The 23,008-nt window shown below is 59.7% G+C and carries 20 protein-coding genes; 6 read left to right on the top strand and 14 right to left on the bottom strand.

Going from position 1 to position 23,008, the window contains the following annotated elements; all coding sequences use genetic code 11:
- Positions 1 to 212: 212 nt before the first annotated feature.
- Entirely contained in the window at positions 213 to 2,552 is a 2,340-nt protein-coding gene (gene arcB / locus BHU62_RS10740) for an aerobic respiration two-component sensor histidine kinase ArcB (RefSeq protein ID WP_073532008.1), read from the bottom strand.
- 92 nt (positions 2,553 to 2,644) lie between these two features.
- Positions 2,645 to 3,583, bottom strand: coding sequence for a TIGR01212 family radical SAM protein (locus tag BHU62_RS10745; RefSeq protein ID WP_073532009.1), 939 nt, complete (start codon positions 3,581 to 3,583; stop codon positions 2,645 to 2,647).
- A 693-nt stretch (positions 3,584 to 4,276) separates the two neighbouring features.
- On the opposite strand from BHU62_RS10745, the gene gltB reads away from it, so the two are divergent.
- The 3 genes from gltB (at position 4,277) to BHU62_RS10765 (ending at position 10,816) form a co-directional block, all read left to right on the top strand.
- Entirely contained in the window at positions 4,277 to 8,737 is a 4,461-nt protein-coding gene (gltB, locus tag BHU62_RS10755) for a glutamate synthase large subunit (protein WP_073532010.1), read from the top strand.
- Between the two features lie 14 nt (positions 8,738 to 8,751).
- A complete protein-coding gene (locus BHU62_RS10760; RefSeq protein WP_073532011.1) occupies positions 8,752 to 10,170 on the top strand; it encodes a glutamate synthase small subunit in 1,419 nt (472 codons plus the stop codon).
- Positions 10,171 to 10,336: 166 nt separating this feature from the next.
- Positions 10,337 to 10,816 carry a hypothetical protein gene (locus tag BHU62_RS10765; protein ID WP_073532012.1) on the top strand — a complete coding sequence of 160 codons (480 nt, stop codon included), beginning with the start codon at positions 10,337 to 10,339 and terminating at the stop codon, positions 10,814 to 10,816.
- A gap of 63 nt (positions 10,817 to 10,879) precedes the next feature.
- On the opposite strand, the gene sspB is transcribed toward BHU62_RS10765, so the two are convergent.
- The 5 genes from sspB to zapE form a co-directional block, all read right to left on the bottom strand.
- Entirely contained in the window at positions 10,880 to 11,380 is a 501-nt protein-coding gene (sspB, locus tag BHU62_RS10770; RefSeq protein ID WP_073532013.1) for a ClpXP protease specificity-enhancing factor, read from the bottom strand.
- Positions 11,381 to 11,385: 5 nt separating this feature from the next.
- A complete protein-coding gene (gene sspA, locus BHU62_RS10775; protein ID WP_004937082.1) occupies positions 11,386 to 12,027 on the bottom strand; it encodes a stringent starvation protein SspA in 642 nt (213 codons plus the stop codon).
- A 325-nt stretch (positions 12,028 to 12,352) separates the two neighbouring features.
- The gene (gene rpsI, locus BHU62_RS10780; protein WP_004937080.1) at positions 12,353 to 12,745 is read right to left on the bottom strand and encodes a 30S ribosomal protein S9; all 393 of its coding nucleotides are present in this window, start codon (positions 12,743 to 12,745) and stop codon (positions 12,353 to 12,355) included.
- Positions 12,746 to 12,760: 15 nt separating this feature from the next.
- Positions 12,761 to 13,189 carry a 50S ribosomal protein L13 gene (rplM, locus tag BHU62_RS10785; RefSeq protein WP_073532014.1) on the bottom strand — a complete coding sequence of 143 codons (429 nt, stop codon included), beginning with the start codon at positions 13,187 to 13,189 and terminating at the stop codon, positions 12,761 to 12,763.
- 275 nt (positions 13,190 to 13,464) lie between these two features.
- On the bottom strand, positions 13,465 to 14,592 hold the full coding sequence (zapE, locus tag BHU62_RS10790; RefSeq protein ID WP_073532015.1) for a cell division protein ZapE: 1,128 nt from the start codon (positions 14,590 to 14,592) through the stop codon (positions 13,465 to 13,467).
- Between the two features lie 231 nt (positions 14,593 to 14,823).
- Here zapE and zapG point away from each other — a divergent pair, with 231 nt between their 5' ends.
- From zapG to degS, 3 genes are all read left to right on the top strand, one after another.
- On the top strand, positions 14,824 to 15,225 hold the full coding sequence (gene zapG / locus BHU62_RS10795) for a Z-ring associated protein ZapG (protein ID WP_063918700.1): 402 nt from the start codon (positions 14,824 to 14,826) through the stop codon (positions 15,223 to 15,225).
- Positions 15,226 to 15,402: 177 nt separating this feature from the next.
- Positions 15,403 to 16,773: a serine endoprotease DegQ gene (degQ, locus tag BHU62_RS10800; protein WP_073532016.1), complete on the top strand. Its 1,371-nt coding sequence runs from the start codon at positions 15,403 to 15,405 to the stop codon at positions 16,771 to 16,773.
- A gap of 88 nt (positions 16,774 to 16,861) precedes the next feature.
- Positions 16,862 to 17,920, top strand: coding sequence for an outer membrane-stress sensor serine endopeptidase DegS (gene degS / locus BHU62_RS10805; RefSeq protein WP_073532017.1), 1,059 nt, complete (start codon positions 16,862 to 16,864; stop codon positions 17,918 to 17,920).
- Positions 17,921 to 17,990: 70 nt separating this feature from the next.
- Here degS and murA read toward each other — a convergent pair whose 3' ends face one another.
- From murA to mlaF, 7 genes are all read right to left on the bottom strand, one after another.
- Complete coding sequence (gene murA, locus BHU62_RS10810) at positions 17,991 to 19,250, bottom strand: UDP-N-acetylglucosamine 1-carboxyvinyltransferase (RefSeq protein ID WP_073532018.1); 1,260 nt, start codon at positions 19,248 to 19,250, stop codon at positions 17,991 to 17,993.
- Positions 19,251 to 19,305: 55 nt separating this feature from the next.
- Positions 19,306 to 19,560: a BolA family iron metabolism protein IbaG gene (gene ibaG, locus BHU62_RS10815; RefSeq protein ID WP_073532019.1), complete on the bottom strand. Its 255-nt coding sequence runs from the start codon at positions 19,558 to 19,560 to the stop codon at positions 19,306 to 19,308.
- 140 nt (positions 19,561 to 19,700) lie between these two features.
- A complete protein-coding gene (gene mlaB, locus BHU62_RS10820; RefSeq protein WP_073532020.1) occupies positions 19,701 to 20,003 on the bottom strand; it encodes a lipid asymmetry maintenance protein MlaB in 303 nt (100 codons plus the stop codon).
- Entirely contained in the window at positions 20,003 to 20,632 is a 630-nt protein-coding gene (gene mlaC, locus BHU62_RS10825) for a phospholipid-binding protein MlaC (protein ID WP_073532021.1), read from the bottom strand. The genes mlaB and mlaC overlap by 1 nt, the downstream gene beginning before the upstream one ends.
- Positions 20,633 to 20,646: 14 nt before the next feature.
- Complete coding sequence (mlaD, locus tag BHU62_RS10830) at positions 20,647 to 21,195, bottom strand: outer membrane lipid asymmetry maintenance protein MlaD (RefSeq protein ID WP_073532022.1); 549 nt, start codon at positions 21,193 to 21,195, stop codon at positions 20,647 to 20,649.
- A 4-nt stretch (positions 21,196 to 21,199) separates the two neighbouring features.
- Complete coding sequence (mlaE, locus tag BHU62_RS10835; RefSeq protein WP_073532023.1) at positions 21,200 to 21,982, bottom strand: lipid asymmetry maintenance ABC transporter permease subunit MlaE; 783 nt, start codon at positions 21,980 to 21,982, stop codon at positions 21,200 to 21,202.
- A 4-nt stretch (positions 21,983 to 21,986) separates the two neighbouring features.
- Positions 21,987 to 22,802 carry a phospholipid ABC transporter ATP-binding protein MlaF gene (gene mlaF / locus BHU62_RS10840; protein WP_073532024.1) on the bottom strand — a complete coding sequence of 272 codons (816 nt, stop codon included), beginning with the start codon at positions 22,800 to 22,802 and terminating at the stop codon, positions 21,987 to 21,989.
- Positions 22,803 to 23,008: the final 206 nt, after the last annotated feature.

Genomic DNA, 23,008 nt, shown 5'->3' on the forward strand with positions numbered 1-23,008 from the left:
AACTGGTTCGTGCTCGGAGTTGACAAACACTAATCTACATCACACATTTTAATGAATCTTCTAACAAGAGCGCTTACATTTGCTATGTTGTTGGCTGTATGATGTTTAGGAATTCGCTACAACCTGCTCGACCAGAACACTGAAACCAATACGCAGGTTCACAATTTCCCTGGTGTTGGCGCAATATTCGCGCACCCCGGCTTAGGTCGGGGTCATTTTTTTTCAGCGTTCTCTACCCAAACCCGCAGTACCTGCACGTCGTTGCGCCACTCTTGTTTCAGCTCATCCACCCAGTCCTGTACGTTATCCCACCAGGCCGGCAGCGTCGGCGTTTGAATCTGTTGTGCCAGTTGTTGCAGGTGACGCAGACCGACCGAGCCGGCGGCCCCCTTGATCTTGTGCCCTTCCTCGGTGATGCCTTTCTGATCGCGCGCCGTCATATTGGAATCCAGCACCGCCAAATAGCCCGGCATCATCTGCTCGAACATCTCCAGGCTTTGGTGGATCAGCTGCGGGCCGACCAAATCCATGTACTGTTCCAGCATCGCGGTATCGAGTAACGACTCATTAATCTGCATCGCCTTGTGCTCCGTTTTCTTTGAAGTGTGAGAAGGTTGATGATCCCAGTAATGTTTGATGACCTTGGTCAACGCCGGCACCGACAGCGGCTTACTCAGCACATCGTCCATGCCCGCCTCGAGATACTCTTTTTTGTCTTTCAGCACGTTGGCCGTCAGCGCCACCAGCGGCGGCAGCGCCTGCCCGGCGTAGCGCTCGCGCAGCACCCGAGCAATATCCAGCCCGGTCATGTCCGGCAGCTGGATATCCAGCAGCACCAGATCGAACTCATCCGGATCGAACATCGCCAGCGCGTCGTGGCCGTTCATCGCCACCTCGACGCTGTTGCCCAGCTTCTCCAGTACCGAGCGCGCCACGATCACGTTCAGCTCGATATCCTCCACCAGCAGGATATGCAGCGCCGGCAACGGCAGCTCCTCTTCCTCCGGTGCCGCGCTGACGGCTTCCTGCACCGCCGGCGCCTTGATAGTCAGGGTGAAGCAAGAACCGTGCCCCTGTTCGCTGCGCACGGTGATGTCGCCGCCCATGCTTTGCGCCAGCCGCTTGGACACCGCCAGCCCGATGCCGGTGCCGGTGGCCGGGCGGCCGCCGCGCTGATCTTTCACCTGGTAATACATGGCGAAGATCTTGTCCTGCTCGTCCTGCGGGATGCCCATGCCCGAGTCTTCCACCTCGAACACCAGCTTCTCCTGCGCCTCGCGCCGCACGCGCACCACGATTTGCCCCTGCTGGGTGAATTTCACCGCGTTGCCGATCAGGTTCCACAAGATCTGCCGCAGGCGCGTGCCGTCGGTCACGATCTGCTGCGGCAGCGGCGCCTGCGGCTCCATGATGAACTGCAGCCCTTTCGGCTGCGCCAACAGGCCGGAGAGGTTCTCCAGATCCGCCAGGAAACCGGTGAAGTCCACCGGCTGGTTGTCGAGCTGCACCTTGCGCCGCTCGAGCTTATCCATTTCGATAATGTCGTTGAAGATATTGCCAAGGGTGATGGCGCTGACGTGAATGGTCTTCAGGTATTTCAGCTGCTCGTCGTTCAGTTCGGTATCGAGCAAAATGCGGCTGAGGCCGACGATGCCGTTAAGCGGCGTGCGCAGCTCGTGGCTGATCGTTGAGATAAAGGTGGTCTTCTCCCTGCTGGCGTTCTCCAGCGCGTCCTGGTAGCGCTTACGCTCGGTAATATCGCGGCCGAAGCCCATCAGCCCGTGGCGTTTGCCCACCCGGTCGTAAAACGGCACCTTGCGTAGTTCGAAACAGGCCTTGCGGCCGTCGGGATACACCAGCCACTGTTCGTAGGTCAGCGAGACGTTGTGGCGGAACACTTTTTCGTCGGTTTCGATCACCTTCTCGGCGATCTCTTGGCCGTAGACGTCGAACGGCGTCAGGCCGATCAGCTGTTTCTCGCTCTTGCCGGTCAGCAACTCCATCGCGCGGTTGCAGCCGGAGAATTCCTTGTCTTCGTTGCGGTAGTAGACCAGGTCCGGCGAGGCGTCGAGGAAGGAACGCAGCAGCGCCGATTGCTGCCCCAGCTCAATCTGAGCCAGCTCGCGCTGTTCCATTTCTTCCGTCAGCTTTTCCATCACCTGCAGACGCTCTTCTTCCGCCTTGATACGGTCGGCGATCTCCTGGTTCAGCTGACTGATATTGTCTTTAAGCTGCTGATTGAGCTCCAGATCGCGGTGGCGCATCTCTTCCAGCTTGTCCACCAGCCGCGCCAACCGCTGACGCGACTCCTCCAGCTGCTCCACCACCACCGAGAGAAAGTAGACCGCCCACGGGGTGATCAACAGACCGAAGAAGATCGAACGCACCACGTCGATGCTTTCCACTTCGCCGCGCAGCAGCATGGTCACCGCCATCTGCACCACCATCGCCAGCACCACCAGCGCCGAGGCCAGCAGCAGCGAGAAGCGCACCAACCCCAGTTTCACCATTAAATCGACGTAATACTGGGCCAACACCCGGATTTGCTTCATAGCGGCTCCCATCAGACACAATCTTTTGAATCATACCGTAAAACAGCGGTGAGATAAGGCGGCAAACGCCGAAGTGTGGCAAAGATTGCACTTCAGAGCGGCATTCCAGGGCGGTAGCGCCACTTTTCATCCAGCGCGCTGCCCTGCCCGCCGTATTGCTGCAGATAAGCGCCGACCGCCTGCATGCCGTTCCAGCGGTTTTCGCACCACAGCGGCGCCAACAATGTGGGCCGGCGGGCGCTGGCGGAAATGCGGTGATACACCACCTCGCCCGGCGTGTGGCGGATCATCTCCCCGGCACTGGCGGCGTACTCCTCCAGCGCCAGTTCGGGCAAACGCCCGGTGCGCCACGCCCGCGCCAGGGTGCTGCCGGTGACGACGTGCAGCGGATGCAGCTTGATGCCGTCCACGCCGCACTCCGCCACCCGCTGCAGCGTGAGCAGATGATCGCGCTGGGTTTCTCCCGGCAGCCCGACGATCAGATGGCAGCACACTTTCAGCCCGCGCTGCCTGGCCAATTGCGCGGTCTGCTGATAACAGCGGAAGTCATGGCCGCGGTTGATGCGCTTGAGCGTTTTATCGTGCGCCGTCTGCAACCCCAACTCCAGCCACACTTCGTAACCCTGTTCGCGATACCCCGTCAGCAAATCCAACGCGGCGGGCGGCACGCAGTCCGGCCGGGTGCCGACGCACAGGCCGACCATCTCGCTCTGCGCCAATGCCTGCCGATACATCGACGCCAGCAGCTCTACTTCCGCATAAGTGCTGGTATAGGCCTGGAAATAGGCCAGATAGCGCCGCGCCCGGTCGACCCGCGCGGCCTGGTGAACCAGCTGTTCGGCGATGCTTTGCCGCTGCATCGCCTCATCGGCGAACGAGGCCACATTGCAAAACGTGCAGCCGCCACGCCCCAGCGTGCCGTCGCGATTTGGGCAGCTGAATCCGCCGTGCAGCGTGAGTTTATGAATCTTTTCGCCATAGCGGCGCTGGAGATCCGCGCCAAACATATTGACTAATTGCGGCAACTGCATAATCTTGGTGGTTCTCTGTGTTCAAAGCCGCGATGCTAATAAGAAACGGCTTTTCCCGCGATGACAGAGATCAACGCTTTCCCCGCAAAGGCGCCACCAAGCATAACTATTCACCATAAATGCAAATCAATTCACCATAATTCTGATGAATTATTCTAATCGTCACGCAACCGTTAACGGCAATATGACAATGCGGTGAAAAATAGTTATAAACATCAACAAAGCAATGTCTTATAGAATAAAACTCTGCCATTAACCCCCGCACTAGCATGGTGCAGAGATTAAGGGGTTGCACTATAGTGAGACAGCTCACACTTCTGCGGGGATCGGCATTGCCCCACGATAGTGCAAAAAAGCATTTAAATACTTATTTTTCAAAAAGATAAACACCATCAATTCGATAAGAATCTATCTTAAGCCCACATTTGACCTGCGAATTCTTTCTCGCTAAGTTGGAACTCCGCTGGAAGCTTTCTGGACGGGCAAACGTCTCGTCATATTTATGCAGTAATTGAAGACTCCCTCTTAAAACAAGTCCTATACCACTTGTGAGACCGTCACGAGAGGCCATTGATGGAGGGCGGAAAAGCAGATTGGCGGGGTTAACTTGCTGATTGGACTTCTGCCTGAAATTGGGAAGCCCCCTCGCAGTAGGTTGTGAGAGTCACGCAGAGCCTGGGGAGGTTCACTGATATGTTGTACGATAAATCCCAAGAGAGGGACAACTGTGGTTTCGGCCTGATCGCCCACATAGAAGGCGAACCTAGCCACAAGGTGGTTCGCACCGCCATTCACGCGCTGGCCCGCATGCAGCACCGCGGCGCGATCCTGGCCGACGGCAAGACCGGCGACGGCTGCGGCCTGTTGCTGCAAAAACCCGATCGCTTCTTCCGCATGGTGGCGGAAGAGCGCGGCTGGCGTTTGGCCAAAAACTACGCCGTCGGCATGATGTTCCTCAGCCAGAATGAAGAAGAAGCGCGCTTCAGCCGCCGCATCGTGGAAGAAGAGCTGCAAAACGAAACGCTGTCGATCGTCGGCTGGCGTGAAGTGCCGACCAATCCGGACGTGCTGGGTGAGATCGCCCTCTCCTCTCTGCCGCGTATCGAGCAAATCTTCGTTAACGCCCCGGCCGGCTGGCGCCCGCGCGATATGGAACGCCGCCTGTTCGTGGCGCGCCGCCGCATCGAGAAACGCGTGCAGGACGACAGCTTCTACGTCTGCAGCTTCTCCAACCTGGTGACGATCTATAAAGGCCTGTGCATGCCTGCAGATCTGCCGCGCTTCTATCTCGATCTGGCGGATCTGCGCCTGGAATCGGCCATTTGCCTGTTCCACCAGCGCTTCTCCACCAACACCGTGCCGCGCTGGCCGCTGGCGCAGCCGTTCCGCTACCTGGCGCACAACGGCGAGATCAATACCATCACCGGCAACCGCCAATGGGCGCGTGCCCGTACCTACAAATTCCAAACGCCGCTGATCCCGGATCTGCAGGCCGCCGCACCGTTCGTCAACGAAACCGGCTCCGACTCCAGCTCGCTGGACAACATGCTGGAGCTGCTGCTGGCGGGCGGGATGGATCTCATCCGCGCCATGCGCCTGCTGGTGCCGCCGGCCTGGCAGAACAACCCGGACATGGACGGCGATCTGCGCGCCTTCTTCGACTTCAACTCGATGCACATGGAGCCGTGGGACGGCCCGGCCGGCATCGTGATGTCCGACGGCCGCTACGCCGCCTGTAACCTCGATCGTAACGGCCTGCGCCCGGCGCGCTATGTGATCACCAAAGACAAGCTGATCACCTGCGCCTCCGAAGTCGGCATCTGGGATTACCAGCCTGACGAAGTGGTGGAAAAAGGCCGCGTCGGCCCCGGCGAGCTGATGGTGATCGACACCCGCAGCGGCCGCATCCTGCACTCGGCAGAAACCGACAACGATCTGAAAAGCCGCCATCCGTATAAAGAGTGGATGGAGAAAAACGTCAAACGCCTGGTGCCGTTCGAAGATCTGCCGGACGACCAGGTCGGCAGCCGCGAGCTCGACGACGCGCAGCTCGAAACCTACCAGAAACAGTTCGGCTACAGTAGCGAAGAGCTGGATCAGGTGATCCGCGTACTGGGCGAGATCGGCCAGGAAGCCACCGGTTCGATGGGCGACGATACCCCGTTCGCCGTGCTCTCCAGCCGGCCGCGCATCGTTTACGACTATTTCCGCCAGCAGTTCGCGCAAGTCACCAACCCGCCGATCGATCCGCTGCGCGAAGCGCACGTGATGTCGCTGGCTACCAGCATCGGCCGTGAAATGAACGTGTTCTGCGAAGCCGAAGGCCAGGCGCACCGCCTGAGCTTCAAATCGCCGATCCTGCTGTACTCCGATTTCAAACAGCTCACCACGTTGGAAGGCGAATACTATCGCGCCGAGACCCTCGATCTAACCTTCGATCCGCAACAGCAGGATCTGGAGCAAACCATTCGCGCCCTGTGCGACGAAGCGGAACGCAAGGTGCGTGAAGGCGCGGTGCTGTTGGTGCTGTCCGACCGCGCCATCGCGCCAGGCCGCCTGCCGGTACCGGCCCCGATGGCGGTCGGTGCCGTGCAAACCCGCCTGGTGGAAAAAAGCCTGCGTTGCGACGCCAACCTGATCGTTGAAACCGCCAGTGCCCGCGATCCGCACCACTTCGCCGTGCTGCTCGGCTTCGGCGCCACCGCCATCTACCCGTATCTGGCCTATGAAACCCTGGCCAAGCTGGTGGACAGCCAGGCGATCGACAAGAAATACCGCGACGTGATGCTGAACTACCGCAACGGCATCAACAAAGGCCTGTACAAGATCATGTCCAAGATGGGCATCTCGACCATCGCCTCTTACCGCTGCTCCAAGCTGTTCGAAGCGGTCGGCCTGCACCGCGATCTGGCGGATCTGTGCTTCCAGGGCGTGGTCAGCCGCATCGGCGGCGCCAGCTTCGGCGACTTCCAGCAGGATCTGCAGAACCTCTCCAAGCGCGCCTGGCTGAAGCGCAAGCCGCTGGAGCAAGGCGGCCTGCTGAAGTTCGTGCACGGCGGCGAATACCACGCCTACAACCCGGACGTGGTGAACTCGCTGCAAAAAGCGGTGCACAGCGGCGAGTACAGCGACTATCAGGCCTATGCCAAGCTGGTGAACGAGCGGCCGGTGGCCATGCTGCGCGATCTGCTGGCCATTACGCCGAAAGGCGAACCGATCCCGGTCGATCAGGTTGAACCGGCAGAGTCGCTGTTCAAACGCTTCGACACCGCGGCGATGTCGATTGGCGCGCTGAGCCCGGAAGCGCACGAGTCGCTGGCGATCGCCATGAACGGCCTCGGCGGCTTCTCCAACTCCGGCGAAGGCGGCGAAGATCCGGCGCGCTACCGCACCAACAAGGTGTCGCGCATCAAGCAGGTGGCCTCCGGCCGCTTCGGCGTGACGCCGGCCTACCTGGTGAACGCCGACGTGATCCAGATTAAGGTGGCGCAGGGTGCCAAGCCGGGCGAAGGCGGCCAGTTGCCGGGCGACAAAGTCACCCCGTACATCGCCAGGCTGCGTTACTCGGTGCCGGGCGTGACCCTGATCTCCCCGCCGCCGCACCACGACATCTACTCGATCGAAGATCTGGCACAGCTGATCTTCGACCTGAAACAAGTCAACCCGAAGGCGGTGATCTCGGTGAAACTGGTGTCCGAGCCGGGCGTCGGCACCATCGCCACCGGCGTGGCGAAGGCCTATGCCGATCTCATCACCATCGCCGGTTACGACGGCGGCACCGGCGCCAGCCCGCTGTCTTCGGTGAAATATGCCGGCTGCCCGTGGGAGCTGGGCCTGGTGGAAACCCAGCAGGCGCTGGTGGCCAACGGCCTGCGCCACAAGATCCGCCTTCAGGTGGACGGCGGCCTGAAAACCGGTGTGGACATCGTCAAAGCGGCGATCCTGGGCGCGGAAAGCTTCGGCTTCGGCACTGGGCCAATGGTGGCGTTAGGCTGTAAATACCTGCGCATCTGCCACCTCAACAACTGTGCGACCGGCGTCGCGACTCAGGACGACAAGCTGCGCCGCGATCATTACCACGGCCTGCCGGAACGCGTGACGAATTACTTCCAGTTTATCGCGCGTGAAACCCGCGAGATCATGGCACAGCTGGGCGTGAGCCAGCTGGTGGATCTGATCGGCCGCACCGAGTTCCTGACCGAACTGGACGGCATCTCCGCCAAACAGAATAAGCTGGATCTGTCGCCGCTGCTGAAAACCGCCACGCCGCATCCGGGCAAAGCGGTGTACTGCACCGAAAGCAGCAACCCGGCGTTCGACAAGGGCTTGCTGAACAAAGAGCTGCTGGCGCAGGCGGAACCGCATATCGAAGCGAAGCAGGGTAAAACCTTCTACTTCGACATTCGCAACACCGACCGCTCCGTGGGCGCCATGCTGTCCGGCGCTATCGCCAACGTGCACGGCGATCAGGGCATGGCGGCCGATCCGATCAAGGCGCACTTCTCCGGCACCGCCGGGCAGAGCTTCGGCGTCTGGAACGCCGGCGGCGTCGAACTGACCCTGACCGGCGACGCCAACGACTATGTCGGCAAGGGTATGGCCGGCGGCAGCATCGCGGTGCGCCCGCCGATCGGCTCCGCCTTCCGCAGCCATGAAGCCAGCATCGTCGGCAACACCTGCCTGTACGGCGCCACCGGCGGCAAGCTGTTCGCCGCCGGCCGCGCGGGCGAGCGTTTCGCGGTGCGCAACTCCGGCGCCATCACCGTGGTGGAAGGCATCGGTGACAACGGCTGTGAATACATGACCGGCGGCATCGTCTGCGTGCTGGGTAAAACCGGCATCAACTTCGGCGCGGGCATGACCGGCGGCTTCGCCTACGTGCTGGACGAAGACGGCGAGTTCCGCAAACGCGTGAACCCGGAGCTGGTGGAAGTGCTGGATGTCGAGCAGCTGGCGATCCACGAAGAGCACCTGCGCGGCCTGATCACCGAACACGTGCAGGCAACCGGCTCTTCCCGCGCGGAAGAGATCCTGGCCAACTGGCCGGAATGGGCGCCGAAGTTCGCCCTGGTCAAACCGAAGTCCAGCGATGTCAAAGCGCTGTTGGGTCACCGTAGCCGTTCCGCAGCCGAGCTGCGGGTGCAGGCGCAGTAAGAGGTAGGTCATTAATGAGTCAGAACGTTTATCAATTTATCGACCTGCAGCGTGTTGATCCGCCAAAGAAACCGCTGAAGATCCGCAAAATCGAGTTCGTCGAGATCTACGAACCGTTTTCGGAAACCCAGGCCAAGGCCCAGGCGGACCGCTGTCTGTCCTGCGGCAACCCGTATTGCGAGTGGAAGTGCCCGGTGCACAACTACATCCCGAACTGGCTGAAACTGGCCAACGAAGGCCGCATCATGGAGGCGGCGGACCTGGCGCATCAGACCAACAGCCTGCCGGAAGTGTGCGGCCGCGTGTGCCCGCAGGATCGCCTGTGTGAAGGTTCCTGCACCCTGAACGACGAATTCGGCGCGGTTACCATCGGCAACATCGAGCGTTACATCAGCGATAAAGCCATCGAAATGGGCTGGAAACCGGATATGTCGCACGTGCAGCCGACCGGTAAACGCGTGGCGATCGTCGGTGCCGGCCCCGCCGGGCTGGCCTGCGCCGACGTGCTGACCCGCAACGGCGTCAAGGCGGTGGTGTATGACCGTCATCCGGAGATCGGCGGCCTGCTGACCTTCGGCATCCCGGCCTTCAAGCTGGAAAAGGAAGTGATGGTCAAACGCCGCGGCATCTTCAGCGAGATGGGCATCGAGTTCCAGCTGAACACCGAAGTGGGCAAAGACGTCAGCATGGACACCTTGCTGAACGAGTACGACGCGGTGTTCCTTGGCGTCGGCACCTATCAGTCGATGCGCGGCGGCCTGGAGAACGAAGATGCGCAGGGCGTGTACGACGCGCTGCCGTTCCTGATCGCCAACACCAAGCAGCTGATGGGGTATGAAACCGAGCAGCACGAGCCTTACGTCAGCATGGAGGGCAAACGCGTAGTGGTGCTGGGGGGCGGCGATACCGCCATGGACTGCGTGCGCACTTCGGTGCGCCAGGGCGCGACGCAGGTCACCTGCGCCTACCGCCGTGACGAAGCCAACATGCCGGGCTCCAAACGCGAAGTGAAGAACGCCCGGGAAGAAGGGGTGGATTTCCAGTTCAATCTGCAGCCGCTGAGCATCGAGCTGAACAGCGCCGGCCGCGTGGCCGGAGTAAAAATGGTGCGCACTCAGCTGGGTGCGCCAGATGCCAACGGCCGTCAGGCGGCGGAGCACGTACCAGGTTCCGAACACGTGATCGACGCCGACGCGGTGGTGATGGCATTCGGTTTCCGCCCGCACCGCATGGACTGGCTGGCGGAACACGACGTGCAGCTCGACAAGCAGGGCCGCATCGTGGCGCCTGAAGGCAGCGACAACGCCTTCCAGACCAGTAACCCGAAAATCTTCGCCGGCGGTGACGCGGTGCGCGGCTCCGACCTGGTGGTAACGGCGATCGCCGAAGGCCGCAAGGCGGCGCACGGCATCATGAACTACCTGGAAGTGTAAACCTTCTGTGCCGCTCAGAGGCTCGGCACGTTGCCGGGCCTCTTTTTTAGCCTGCCACGCTTTGTAACAACCTCCCCCCTCCTCGCCCACTCAACGCGCTATAGTATTCAGTTAGCACCATTCCGGGGCGCGGCTGCGCCTGACACCGAGATTAAGGATAGCGAACATGAAATGCTCCGTTTCCCTGTTGGCCGGCGCGCTGCTGGCCGTCAGCTTCAGCTCTTCAGCCATGGCGCTGGATTCTCAGGAGGTCGGCTACAATATCGAAGCGCGCGGCGCGCGGCCGGTCGTGGCGCAGTTGGGCAAGGCCGGGCAGTTCACCGCCGTGGAAAACAACATTCGGCTGGGGGACGATAGCTGGATCGCGCTGGCGCCCAAGCTGGCCGGCGGCGGCAATGCCGAATTTACCGCAGGCATCAAATCGGCCCTCTCTGCAGCGCTGATCTACAACCCGGCGGCGGTGTTGCAGGCGCTCAACAAAGGCAACGACCTGCCGCTCAATGATATCTGCACCGCACCGCCGGAAGTACAAGGCGATACGGCCATCACCAGCTTCCGCCAGCGTGCGACCCGCGCCTTGTCCACCGTGCGCGTGGGCGATCTCAGTGCGCCGCGCGACGCCTGCATTGCCGCCTTGAAAGGCTGATCCGCCTCTGCCAGGCAAAAAAAAAGCACCCCATGGGGTGCTTTTTCGTTGGTTCTCGCGGGCTTATTTCACCACGCGCAGCGCCGGGCGGCCACCGCGCGGCGGCTGCGGCGGCTCGTCGTCCGGGCCGTTGTCTTCCGCGGTATCCGGGCGATCGCCGTCGATCACCGACATCAGGCTTTCCGAAGGGATCGTCTCATTATCCAGACCTTCGAAGACGTCTTCATTTTCGTCGTAAACGGCTTCCGGTTCGAACATCGTGCCGGCACCGTTTTCACGGGCATAGATCGCCAGCACGGCAGCCATCGGCACCGAAACCTGACGCGGCACGCCGCCGAAGCGCGCGTTGAACTGCACGTCTTCGTTGCCCAGCGCCAGATTGCCTACCGCGCGCGGCGCGATGTTCAGCACGATCTGGCCGTCACGCGCGAACTCCATCGGCACCTGAACATCGGGGCGAGTCACGTCGACCACCAGGTGCGGCGTCAGCTGGTTATCCAGCAGCCAGTCGTAGAACGCCCGCAGCAAATACGGGCGACGCGGCGTCATCTGAGACATGTCCATCGCGCTTAGCCCCGGGTTTGCAGGCGCATTTCACGCTCGGCTTCGGTCAGGGAAGCCAGGAAAGCGTCGCGTTCGAAGACGCGGGTCATGTAGCCTTTCAACTCTTTGGAGCCGGCGCCACTCAATTCGATGCCCAACTGCGGCAGACGCCACAACAGCGGCGCCAGGTAGCAATCTACCAGGCTGAACTCTTCGCTCATGAAATACGGCGCCTGACCGAAGATCGGCGCGATCGCCAGCAGCTCTTCGCGCAGTTGGCGACGGGCGGATTCCGCTTCCTGGCCACTGCTCTTCTCGATCTTGTCCATCAGCGAGTACCAGTTTTTCTCGATGCGCAGCATCATCAAACGGCTCTCACCACGGGCGACCGGGTAAACCGGCATCAGCGGCGGGTGCGGGAAGCGCTCATCCAGGTATTCCATGATGATGCGGGATTCATACAGGGTCAGTTCGCGATCGACCAGCGTAGGCACCGTCTGGTAAGGGTTGAGGTCAATCAAATCTTGCGGCAGGTTATCCATTTCGACCTGCTCGATCTCGACGCTGACACCTTTCTCCGCCAGTACGATACGTACTTGATGGCTAAAAATGTCGGTCGGGCCAGAGAACAGCGTCATTACCGAACGTTTGTTGGCAGCGACAGCCATGAAAACCTCCAAGTTATCTAGAAAATACTGCGAATAGCCAACTGACAGGCTGCTATCCTGAATAATCTTGCCGCAGGCCGGCAGCACGCAGCGCGACCCAAGCCCATAAAAAACCGGCCCAGGAGGTCAACTGCACGGCGAACAGGCGCAAAAGTGGGTGATAGTTTACCAGATTTTGCTTGTTTTGTGGGGACGGTGCGGCGAATTCGTGTTGAATTGTCTGATATACCACAGATTTTAGTCGGGGACGGCGGATTTCAGGCATAAAAAAACCCGGTGAAGCACCGGGTTTTTTGCGTAAATCGCACTGCCGAAGCAGCGAAAATTAACGCTTGGAGAACTGCGGACGGCGACGTGCTTTACGCAGGCCGACTTTCTTACGTTCAACCTGACGAGCGTCACGGGTGACGAAGCCAGCTTTACGCAGTTCAGAACGCAGAGTCTCGTCGTACTCCATCAGTGCACGGGTGATACCGTGACGGATAGCGCCAGCTTGACCGGAGATACCACCACCTTTAACGGTGATGTACAGATCCAGTTTGCCAACCATGTCGACCAGTTCCAGCGGCTGACGAACTACCATGCGGGCAGTTTCGCGACCGAAGTACTGTTCCAGGCTGCGCTGGTTGATAACGATGTTACCGTTGCCCGGCTTGATGAAGACGCGAGCGGCGGAGCTTTTGCGGCGACCAGTGCCGTAGTATTGATTTTCAGCCATTGCCATTAATCCCGATTAAATGTCCAGAACTTGCGGTTGCTGTGCCGCGTGATTGTGCTCGGTGCCCGCGTAAACTTTCAGTTTACGGAACATAGCACGACCCAGCGGGCCCTTTGGCAGCATGCCTTTAACCGCGATTTCAATCACGCGCTCAGGACGGCGGGCAATCATCTCTTCAAAGGTCGCTTGCTTGATACCACCGATGTGGCCGGTGTGGTGGTAGTACACTTTGTCATTACGCTTGTTGCCGGTTACAGCAACTTTCTCAGCGTTCAGAACGATGATGTAATCACCGGTATCCACGTGCGGGGTGTATTCCGCTTTATGCTTGCCGCGCAGACGACGAGCCAGTTCAGTAGCGAGACGGCCTAAAGTTTTACCATCTGCATCAACAACGTACCAGTCGCGTTTTACGGTTTCTGGTTTAGCTGTAAAAGTTTTCATTAGAAAGCTTACCCAATAATTAGTTACACGTTGGTGAACACCCAAACGCTCGAAAACAGTTGAGGCTCACACGACCATACAAGTCCAGCAAACCTACCCCTTCGAATAGCCATTGCCGGCACTATAAAGTTTTTGGGAAAAAAAACTTTGTTGTAACGTGGGGTCGCAAGATTATAGAGAAGTCGCTCACAAAGATCGAACGGTTTTTGAATGGAAAATAAATTTATCGCCGGCGGCGAACAACCGGCGATACGGCGGCGGCGAGCCCGCCTGACTCAGGGCAGATGTGGTAGCTTAAGGTACTCTTCGCTCTGCATTTCCTGCAGGCGCGACAGGCAGCGCTGGAACTCGAACTTCAGCTGCACCCCCTGATAGATCTCGAACATCGACGTCTCGGCGCCGATCACCAGCTTGATGTGCCGCTCGTAGAATTCGTCCACCAACGCCAGGAAGCGGCGCGCGGTATTCTCTTTCAGCGGCCCCATCACCCGCACATTATACAGCATCACGCTGTGGTACAGTCGCGACAGCGCAATGTAGTCCAGCTGGCTGCGCGCCTCTTCGCACAGCGTATGGAAATCCACCGCCAGCACCCCGTCCACCGAGCGGATCGCCTGCAACGGCCGATGGTTGATCTGCAACACCGGCGCGTCGTCCCCCGCTTTGCCCGCCAGCTTGACGAACATATGGTCCAGGGTTTCCCGCGTCTGTTCGTTGAGCGGCGTCAGATACAGATGGGCTTGCGTCAGGGTGCGCAGACGATAGTCGATGCCGGCATCGACGTTCATTACGTCGCAGTACTCGTTGATCAGATCGATGGCCGGCAAGAAACGCGCGCGCTGCAAGCCATTGCGGTACAGATCGTCCGGGGGAATGTTCGACGTGGTCACCAGCGTGATGCCGCGGGCGAACAGCGCCTGCAGCAGCGTAGCCAACAGCATGGCGTCGGTGATATCGGACACGAAAAACTCATCGAAACACAGCACGTCGGTCTCCGCCTTGAAGCCGTCGGCGACGATCTCCAGCGGGTTTTCCCGCCCTTGCAGCTCAGTCAGCTCTTCATGCACCCGCAGCATGAAGCGATGGAAGTGCAGGCGCATTTTTCGATCGCCCGGCAGGCTGTGGAAAAACATGTCCATCAGCCAGGTTTTGCCGCGCCCGACGCCGCCCCACATATACAACCCCTGCACCGGGCGCTGCGGCGCCGTTTCACCGCCTTTGCCCAACAGGCGGCTGAGTTTGCCGCGCAGCCCGCCGGCCGGCGCGCTCGCCGCCGGCTTTTGCAACAGGGCCTGATAAATGCGATCCAATTGAGTCACGGCCCGGCGTTGAACCTCATCGGCCTGATATTCCCCTGCATCCAGCGCCTGCTGGTAGCGAGATAACGGTGATAGTACCTGCATCTGTTCGATGTTCCCTAAGAACGCTTAGAAATTATTTAGCCAACGTTGGCGGCAAGTTGATGCCGATTCGCACCGTTATCGCCACAAATACCCGCTGAGGGCGCCGCTGAAAACCCTGTAAAAACCAGGTGGAAGCGCATCAGGATTCCACTCGGACAAGGTTAACGGTTATAGTGGATATTATTAAGTGAAAAATCCCTGCGGAACAACGAAGTCAAAATAGGAGACATCATGACCTGGGAGTATGCGCTGATTGGTTTGGTCGTCGGTATCGTGATTGGTGCGGTGGCGATGCGTTTTGGCAACCGTAAATTACGTCAACAACAAGTCTTGCAGAACGAGCTGGACAAGAGCAAAACCGAGCTGGAAGAATACCGTCAGGAGCTGGTCGGCCACTTCGCCCGCAGCGCCGAGCTGCTGGATAACATGGCGCGCGATTATCGCCAGCTGTATCAACACATGGCGAAAAGCTCCAACAATCTGCTGCCTGACCTGCCGATGCAGGAGAACCCGTTCCGCTATCGTCTGACCGAAGCGGAAGCGGACAACGATCAGGCGCCGGTGGAAATGCCGCGCGACTACTCGGAAGGCGCCTCCGGCCTGCTGCGCGGTCAAGGCGCGCGCCGCGACTGATCGCCCTTCGCCCGCGGGGCCACCCGCGGGTTTATCCCTTGTTGGCCTTCACTGACCTTCCTCCGCGTTACCTTTACTGAACTTTGCACGCAAATTCACGGTCTTACCCTTCACTATGGCAAGGTGATTGCCTTATCATCAAATTTTCATCGGCAGGTATTGAGAGAGTTATCATCAATGAAGAAAAAGTCTTTAATTCTTAGTGCACTGGCAATGAGCCTCGGCCTGGCGCTCAGCTCCGTACCGGTGGCCAACGCGGCCCTGCCCGTCGCCGTTCAGGGGCAGCCGCTGCCGAGCCTGGCACCGATGTTGGAAAAAGTCTTGCCCGCCGTCGTGAGCGTGCACGTCGCAGGCACCCAGGTGCAGCGTCAGCAACTGCCGGAAGAGTTCAAACGCTTCTTCGGCCCCAACTTCCCCGGCCAGCAACAGAGCACCCGCCCGTTCGAAGGGCTGGGCTCCGGCGTGATCATCGACGCCGCCAAAGGTTATGTGCTGACCAACAACCACGTCATCAACAACGCCGATAAAATCCGCGTGCAGTTGAACGACGGCCGCGAACTGGACGCCAAGCTGGTCGGCCGCGATGAGCAATCCGATATCGCCCTGCTGCAGCTCAGCGATGCCAAAAACCTCACCGCTATCAAAATGGCCGACTCCGACCAGCTGCGCGTCGGCGACTTCGCCGTGGCGGTCGGTAACCCGTTTGGCCTGGGCCAAACCGCCACCTCCGGCATCATCTCGGCGCTGGGGCGCTCCGGCCTGAATCTGGAAGGGCTGGAAAACTTCATTCAGACCGACGCCTCGATCAACCGCGGCAACTCCGGCGGCGCGCTGGTTAACCTGAACGGCGAGCTGATCGGCATCAATACCGCCATCCTGGCGCCGAGCGGCGGCAACGTCGGCATCGGTTTCGCCATTCCAAGCAATATGGCGCAGAACCTGAGCCAGCAGCTGATCGAATTCGGCGAAGTGAAACGCGGTCTGTTGGGCATCAAGGGCAGCGAAATGACCCCTGATATGGCCAAAGCCTTCAACACCGACGCCCAGCGTGGCGCCTTTGTCAGCGAAGTGCTGCCGAAGTCCGCCGCCGCCAAAGCCGGCATCAAAGCCGGGGATATCCTGGTCTCCGTCGACGGCAAACCGGTAAGCAGCTTCGCCGAACTGCGCGCCAAGGTTGGCACCACCGCACCGGGCAAAACCCTCAAGGTGGGCCTGCTGCGCGACGGCAAGCCGCAGGAGGTCTCGGTCACGCTGGAAAACAGCGAGAACGCCTCGACCAACGCCGAGACGCTGTCGCCGGCGCTGCAGGGGGTTTCTCTCAGCAACGGCGCGCTGCCGAGCGGCGACAAGGGCGTGAAAGTGGAGAACGTCGATAAAGGGTCAATGGCGGCGCAGATCGGCCTGCAAAAAGGCGACATGATCATCGGCGTCAACCGTCAGCGCGTGGACAACATCACCGCGCTGCGCAAGGTGCTGGAAGCCAAGCCACCCGTGATGGCGCTCAATATCGTGCGCGGCAACGAAACCATTTATCTGCTGCTGCGTTAATTTGTGCAAAAACCGGGCTCGGTGACATACTGCGCCCGGTTAACTCATGCTATCCTCCGAACATCGTTCATCACACCACGAAAACTCCATGTTTGCTAAGCTCTTGCGTTCCGTCGTTATCGGTCTCATCGTTGCCGGCCTGTTGCTGGCCGCGCTGCCCATGCTGCGTTCTTCCAACGGCCTGTTTGCAGACAAAGTTGAGAATACCAGTGACGAAACGCCGATGAGCTTTAACAAAGCGGTGCGCCGCGCCGCGCCCGCCGTGGTGAACATCTACAACCGCAACCTGAATGGCGCCGCCAACGTGCTGTCGCTCGGTTCAGGCGTGATCATGAACGAACGCGGCTACATCATCACTAACCGCCACGTGATCAAAGACGCTCAGCAGATCACCGTGGTGTTGCAGGACGGACGCCGCTATGAAGCGCTGCTGGTCGGCTCCGACGGCCTGACCGATTTGGCGGTGCTGAAGATCGATCCCGGCAATTTGCCGGTGATCCCCACCAACAAAAACCGCGTTGCCCACGTCGGCGACGTGGTGCTGGCGATCGGCAACCCGTATAACCTGGGGCAGACCGTGACCCAGGGCATCCTCAGCGCCACCGGGCGCATCAGTATGAGCACCACCGGCCGGCAAACGTTCCTGCAGACCGACGCTTCGATCAACCGCGGCAACTCCGGCGGTGCGCTGGTCAATTCGCTGGGCGAGCTGATCGGCATCAACACCCTGACCTATGACAAAATCACCGACGGCGAAACGCCGGAGGGCCTCGGCTTCGCCATTCCGATCGAACTGGCCACCAAGATCATGGACAAGCTGATCCGCGACGGCCGCGTTATTCGCGGCTATTTCGGCATTCAGGGCAAAGAGATCATTCCGCTGCGCTCGTCCAACTCCGGCATCGATCGCCTGCAAGGCATCATCGTGACCGAAATTACGCCAAACGGCCCGGCGAGCAGCGCCGGCTTCCAAATCAACGACATCATCATCAACGTGGATAACAAACCGGCAGTCTCCGTGCTGGAGACCATGGATCAGGTGGCGGAGATCAGGCCGGGCACCGAAATACCGGTCATCGTGCTGCGCGAAGGCAAGCGCATTACGTTGACAATGACGGTGGGTGAGTTCCCGGAAGACAGCAATTAAAAAGGGCCGACATAGATAGCCGGCCCTTTGATTTTCATCTTGCCGACGCAACCGCGCCGGCGCTAATCACTTACTCGCCTTTCACACGCTCGATGTTCGCACCCAGCGCGCGCAGCTTGTCTTCAATACGCTCATAGCCGCGATCGATGTGATAGATGCGATCGACGAGAGTCACGCCGTCGGCGATGCAGCCGGCGATCACCAGGCTGGCGGAAGCGCGCAGATCGGTCGCCATCACCTGCGCACCGGACAACTGTTCAACCCCATGACAGATCACGGTGTTGCTCTCGATTTCCGCGTGTGCACCCATGCGGATCAGTTCCGGCACGTGCATGAAGCGGTTTTCGAAGATGGTCTCGGTGATCACGCCAGTGCCTTCCGCCACCAGGTTCAGCAAGCTGAACTGGGCCTGCATGTCGGTCGGGAATCCCGGATGCGGCGCGGTGCGCACGGTGACCGCTTTCGGCCGCTTGCCGTGCATGTCCAGGCTGATCCAGTCTTCGCCCACTTCAATGTCGGCACCGGCTTCACGCAGCTTGGCCAGCACCGCATCCAGCGTATCCGGACGGGTGTTGCGGCACATCACTTTGCCGCCGGAAACCGCAGCGGCAATCAGGAAGGTGCCGGTCTCGATGCGGTCAGGCAGCACGCGATACACGCCGCCGCCCAGGCGCTCGACGCCCTCGATGGTGATCTTGTCGCTGCCGGCGCCGCTGATCTTCGCGCCCAGCGTGTTGAGGAAATTGGCGGTGTCGACAATTTCCGGCTCACGCGCGGCGTTCTCGATAACGGTAGTGCCGGTCGCCAGGGTCGCAGCGCTCATGATGGTCACGGTCGCGCCCACGCTCACTTTGTCCATGACGATGTGTGCGCCCTTCAGGCGACCGTCGACGGACGCCTTGACGTAACCTTCTTCCAGCTTGATTTCAGCGCCCAACTGCTCCAGACCGGTGATGTGCAAATCGACCGGACGCGCGCCGATCGCGCAGCCGCCCGGCAGAGAAACCTGGCCACGGCCAAAGCGCGCTACCAGCGGCCCCAGCGCCCAGATGGAAGCGCGCATGGTTTTCACCAGATCGTAAGGCGCACAGAACTCGTTCACGCCGCTGGCGTCCACGAAGACCGAACCGTTACGCTCAATCTTGGTGCCCAACTGATTGAGTAGCTTAATGGTGGTGTCGATGTCCTTCAGCTTAGGGACATTCTGCAGCTCGACCGGCTCTTCCGCCAACAGGGCGGCGAACAGGATCGGCAGGGCGGCGTTCTTGGCCCCGGAAATAGACACTTCACCGCTCAGGCGGGTCCGACCCTGCACACGAAATTTATCCATCTGACTACTCTCTGTTATCTAATCTGAAGCTGCCCACCCATCAGGGCAAACAGCCTTAAAATCCGTTGAGTTTGCGGTCTCGCTGCCACTCTTCAGGGGTGTAAGCCTTGATCGACAAGGCATGAATGCGGTTGTCCGCAATGTATTCCATCAGCGGCGCGTAAACCGTCTGCTGTTTTTTGACGCGGCTCATGCCGGCGAACAGTTCGCCGACCACGATCGCCTGAAAATGACTGCCGTCACCCGTCACATGCACTTCATCCAGTGCCAATGCACGCATCAGCACGTCTTTAATCTCGTTGGTTTCCATAGTATCCAGTTCTGCCGCTAAAGGATCATAAACAGCCTAATATCTTAGTGGAATACGATGTTTTCTTAAACTAAAGAAAAAGCCCCTGTATAACAGGGGCCTTGTAGCGTTTGACCACCTAAAGGCGGCGTAAAACGCCGCTAACCGGCGGTATCGACAGGCATTATCGCCTGCAGGTTATAGAGCGCAATCAGCGTTTTCAGGCGCTCGGTGGCGCCGAAAATTTTTAGCGCTGCGCCGCGTTGGCGTTGCTCTTCCTGCAGATGCAGCAACAGCGCCAGCCCGGAGGAGTCCACCCGCTGCAGTTGCGCCACGTCGATCGCGGTTTTACCCGCCATCAACGCGTCGCGTTGCCGCCACAGCGGCAGCAGCGTTTCCCGGTCCAGTTCACCGCGCAGGATCAGCGTCTGCTGCTCTGATTCGAAGCTGAGCGCTGCCGACATCAGTTTTTCTTGTCCAGCGAGATCGGCTGCGCGGCGGCGGCCTGCAGTTGTTTGGTCAGGCCGTCGATGCCCTGAGTTCGCAGCGTAGACGCCCACTCGTTTTGCTTGGTGGTGATCATGCTGACGCCTTCGGCGATCATGTCATACGCCTGCCAATAACCGGTCTTGCTGTTTTTGCGCCACTGGAAATCCAGACGCACCGGCGGGCGGCCGCCGTTGTCGATGATAGTGACGCGGATGGCCACGATGTCGGCGCCGCCGAGCGGTTGCTCAGGCGCGATCTGGTAAGTCTGGCCGTGGTACATCGCCAGCGCCTGGCCGTAGGCCTGCTCCAGGTAAGATTGGAAGGCGGTGAAATAGGCTTCGCGCTGCGCAGGCGTCGCGTCTTTGTAGTAACGCCCCAGCACCAGCGCACCGGCGTATTTCACCTGCACGAACGGCATCAGTTCCTGATGCACGATGGTGCGCAGGTAGTTCGGGTCCTGCTTGATCTTCGGCTGTTCGTTCTTCAAGCGGCTGAAGGTCTTCTGCGCCGCTTCTTGCATCATGCTGTAAGGATTGGTTTGGTCGGCTGCGCTCGCCAGCGGTGCAACCACCAGCAGGGCCACCATCAGTAAACGTTTAAACATGCAGGTATCCTCTCTTAATGATTTGGAACAGCGGGTTGCGGTGCGGCGCCGGCAGCCGGCTCAGCGGCCGCGTCTCCCGGTTTGGCGCTGTCCTGACCGCCACTCTTATACAGGAACTGGCCGATCAAATCTTCCAGAACCATGGCTGATTTGGTGTCCTGAATGGTGCCGCCGTCTTTCAGAATGGTGGTGCCCATATCAGGATCTTCGAAGCCCACATTGAGAGCCAAATATTGCTCGCCCAGCAGGCCGGAAGTGCGGATCGCCAGCGAGCTGGTATCCGGGATTTGGTCGTACTTTTTCTGGATATCCAACGCCACGCGCGGCGTGTAGGTTTTCGGATCGAGTTCGATGTCCGCCACGCGGCCGATCACCACGCCGCCGATCTTCACCGGCGAACGCGGTTTCAGGCCGCCGATGTTGTCGAACGTCGCGTAAACGCGGTAGGTCGGCTCACTGCCGATCGATTTAAGGTTCGCCACCTGCAGGCAGATAAACACGATGGCGCACAGCGCGATCAGCATAAATGCCCCAACCCAGATTTCACTCTTCTTCGTTTGCATCGAATCAATTCCCAAACATCAGTGCTGTCAGCACGAAATCCAATCCCAACACCGCCAGTGACGAATGCACCACGGTACGCGTCGTCGCCCGGCTAATCCCTTCAGAGGTAGGCACCGCGTCGTAGCCGTTAAAAATGGCAATCCAGGTTACGGTAATGGCGAATACCACGCTTTTGATCAGGCAGTTGAGCAGATCTTTTTTCCACTCCACGGCACCCTGCATCGCCGACCAGAAGAAGCCGCTGTCGATGCCTTTCCAATCCACGCCGACCACCGAGCCGCCCCAGATGCCGATCGCCACGAAAATGATGGTCAGCAGCGGCATGCTGATCAACCCCGCCCAGAAACGCGGCGCCACGATGCGCCGCAGCGGATCGACCGCCATCATTTCCAGGCTGGAGATCTGTTCTGTTGCCTTCATCAGGCCGATTTCCGCCGTGAGCGCGGAACCGGCGCGGCCGGCGAACAGCAGCGCGGTCACCACCGGCCCCAGCTCGCGCAGCAGCGACAGCGCCACCATCATACCCAGGCTGGCCTCGGCGCTGTAGGTGGTGAGCACGATATACCCCTGCAGCCCCAGCACCATACCGATAAACAGCCCGGACACCATGATGATCAACAACGACTGTACGCCGACGCTGTAGAGCTGTTTCAACAACAGCGGCCACTGCTTGCCGGGTTCCGGCCGGCCAATCAACGCGTTGAACAACATCAACCCGGCGCGGCCGAAGCTGGCACTGGTGTCGATGCCACTGCGCCCCAACGACGCTAACGCTCTTAATAACATGAGCTTATTTACTCCCTAAGCCTAGCAGTTCAGTCTGATAATCCCCGGCCGGGTAGCGGAACGGCACCGGCCCATCCGCTATACCATCCAGGAACTGACGCACGCGCGCATCAGGATTGTTCTGCAATTGCTGCGTGGTGCCTTCGGCGATCACCCGGTGATCGGCCACGATGTAGGCGTGGTCGGCGATGCTCAGCACCTCCGGCACGTCGTGCGACACCACGATGCAGGTAATGCCCAGCGCATGATTCAGCTCGTCGATCAGCTTCACCAGCACCCCCATAGTGATCGGATCCTGGCCGACGAAGGGTTCGTCGAACATGATCAGTTCGGGGTCCAGTGCGATCGCCCGCGCCAACGCCGCCCGGCGCGCCATGCCGCCGGAGAGCTCGTTGGGCATCAGCTGAGCCGCACCGCGCAGCCCCACCGCTTCCAGCTTCATCAGCACCGTGCTGCGCAGCAGAGGCTCCGGCAGGTTGCTGTGCTCGCGCAGCGGGTAAGCCACGTTTTCATATACGGTCAAATCGGTGAACAACGCGCCCGATTGAAACAGCATGCTCATTTTCTTGCGCGCGTCGTATAACTGGCGGCGGGACAACGCGGGAATGTTGTCGCCGTCAAACCAAATCTCCCCGCAGTCCGGCGTCAGCTGGCCGCCGATCAGGCGCAGCAGCGTGGTTTTGCCGATACCCGATGGCCCCATGATCGCCGTGATCTTGCCGCGAGGCACCGTCAGGTTGATGTCTTCAAATATCCGTCGGTCGCCGCGCGAGAAACTCATGTCGCGCACTTCGACCAAATTATCTGCCTTCTGGAGCATGTTAATGGACCCTTTACGACTCATCTTTTGCTGAATCTACCCGTGATGTTAAAGCAACGGGCACAATCCGTCTCATCTTTACAAAAACTTACTGCCATTTCGCGACCAATGGTGCCATTGGTTTTACTTTTACGCGCCACGCGGTCAAAATTGGCTCCATAACGAAAAAAACGAAAGTGTTCAACTATTAGCCGGGAAAAACCGTT

The sequence above is a fragment of the Serratia marcescens genome (genome assembly GCF_001902635.1).
Classification (GTDB): domain Bacteria; phylum Pseudomonadota; class Gammaproteobacteria; order Enterobacterales; family Enterobacteriaceae; genus Serratia; species Serratia marcescens_F.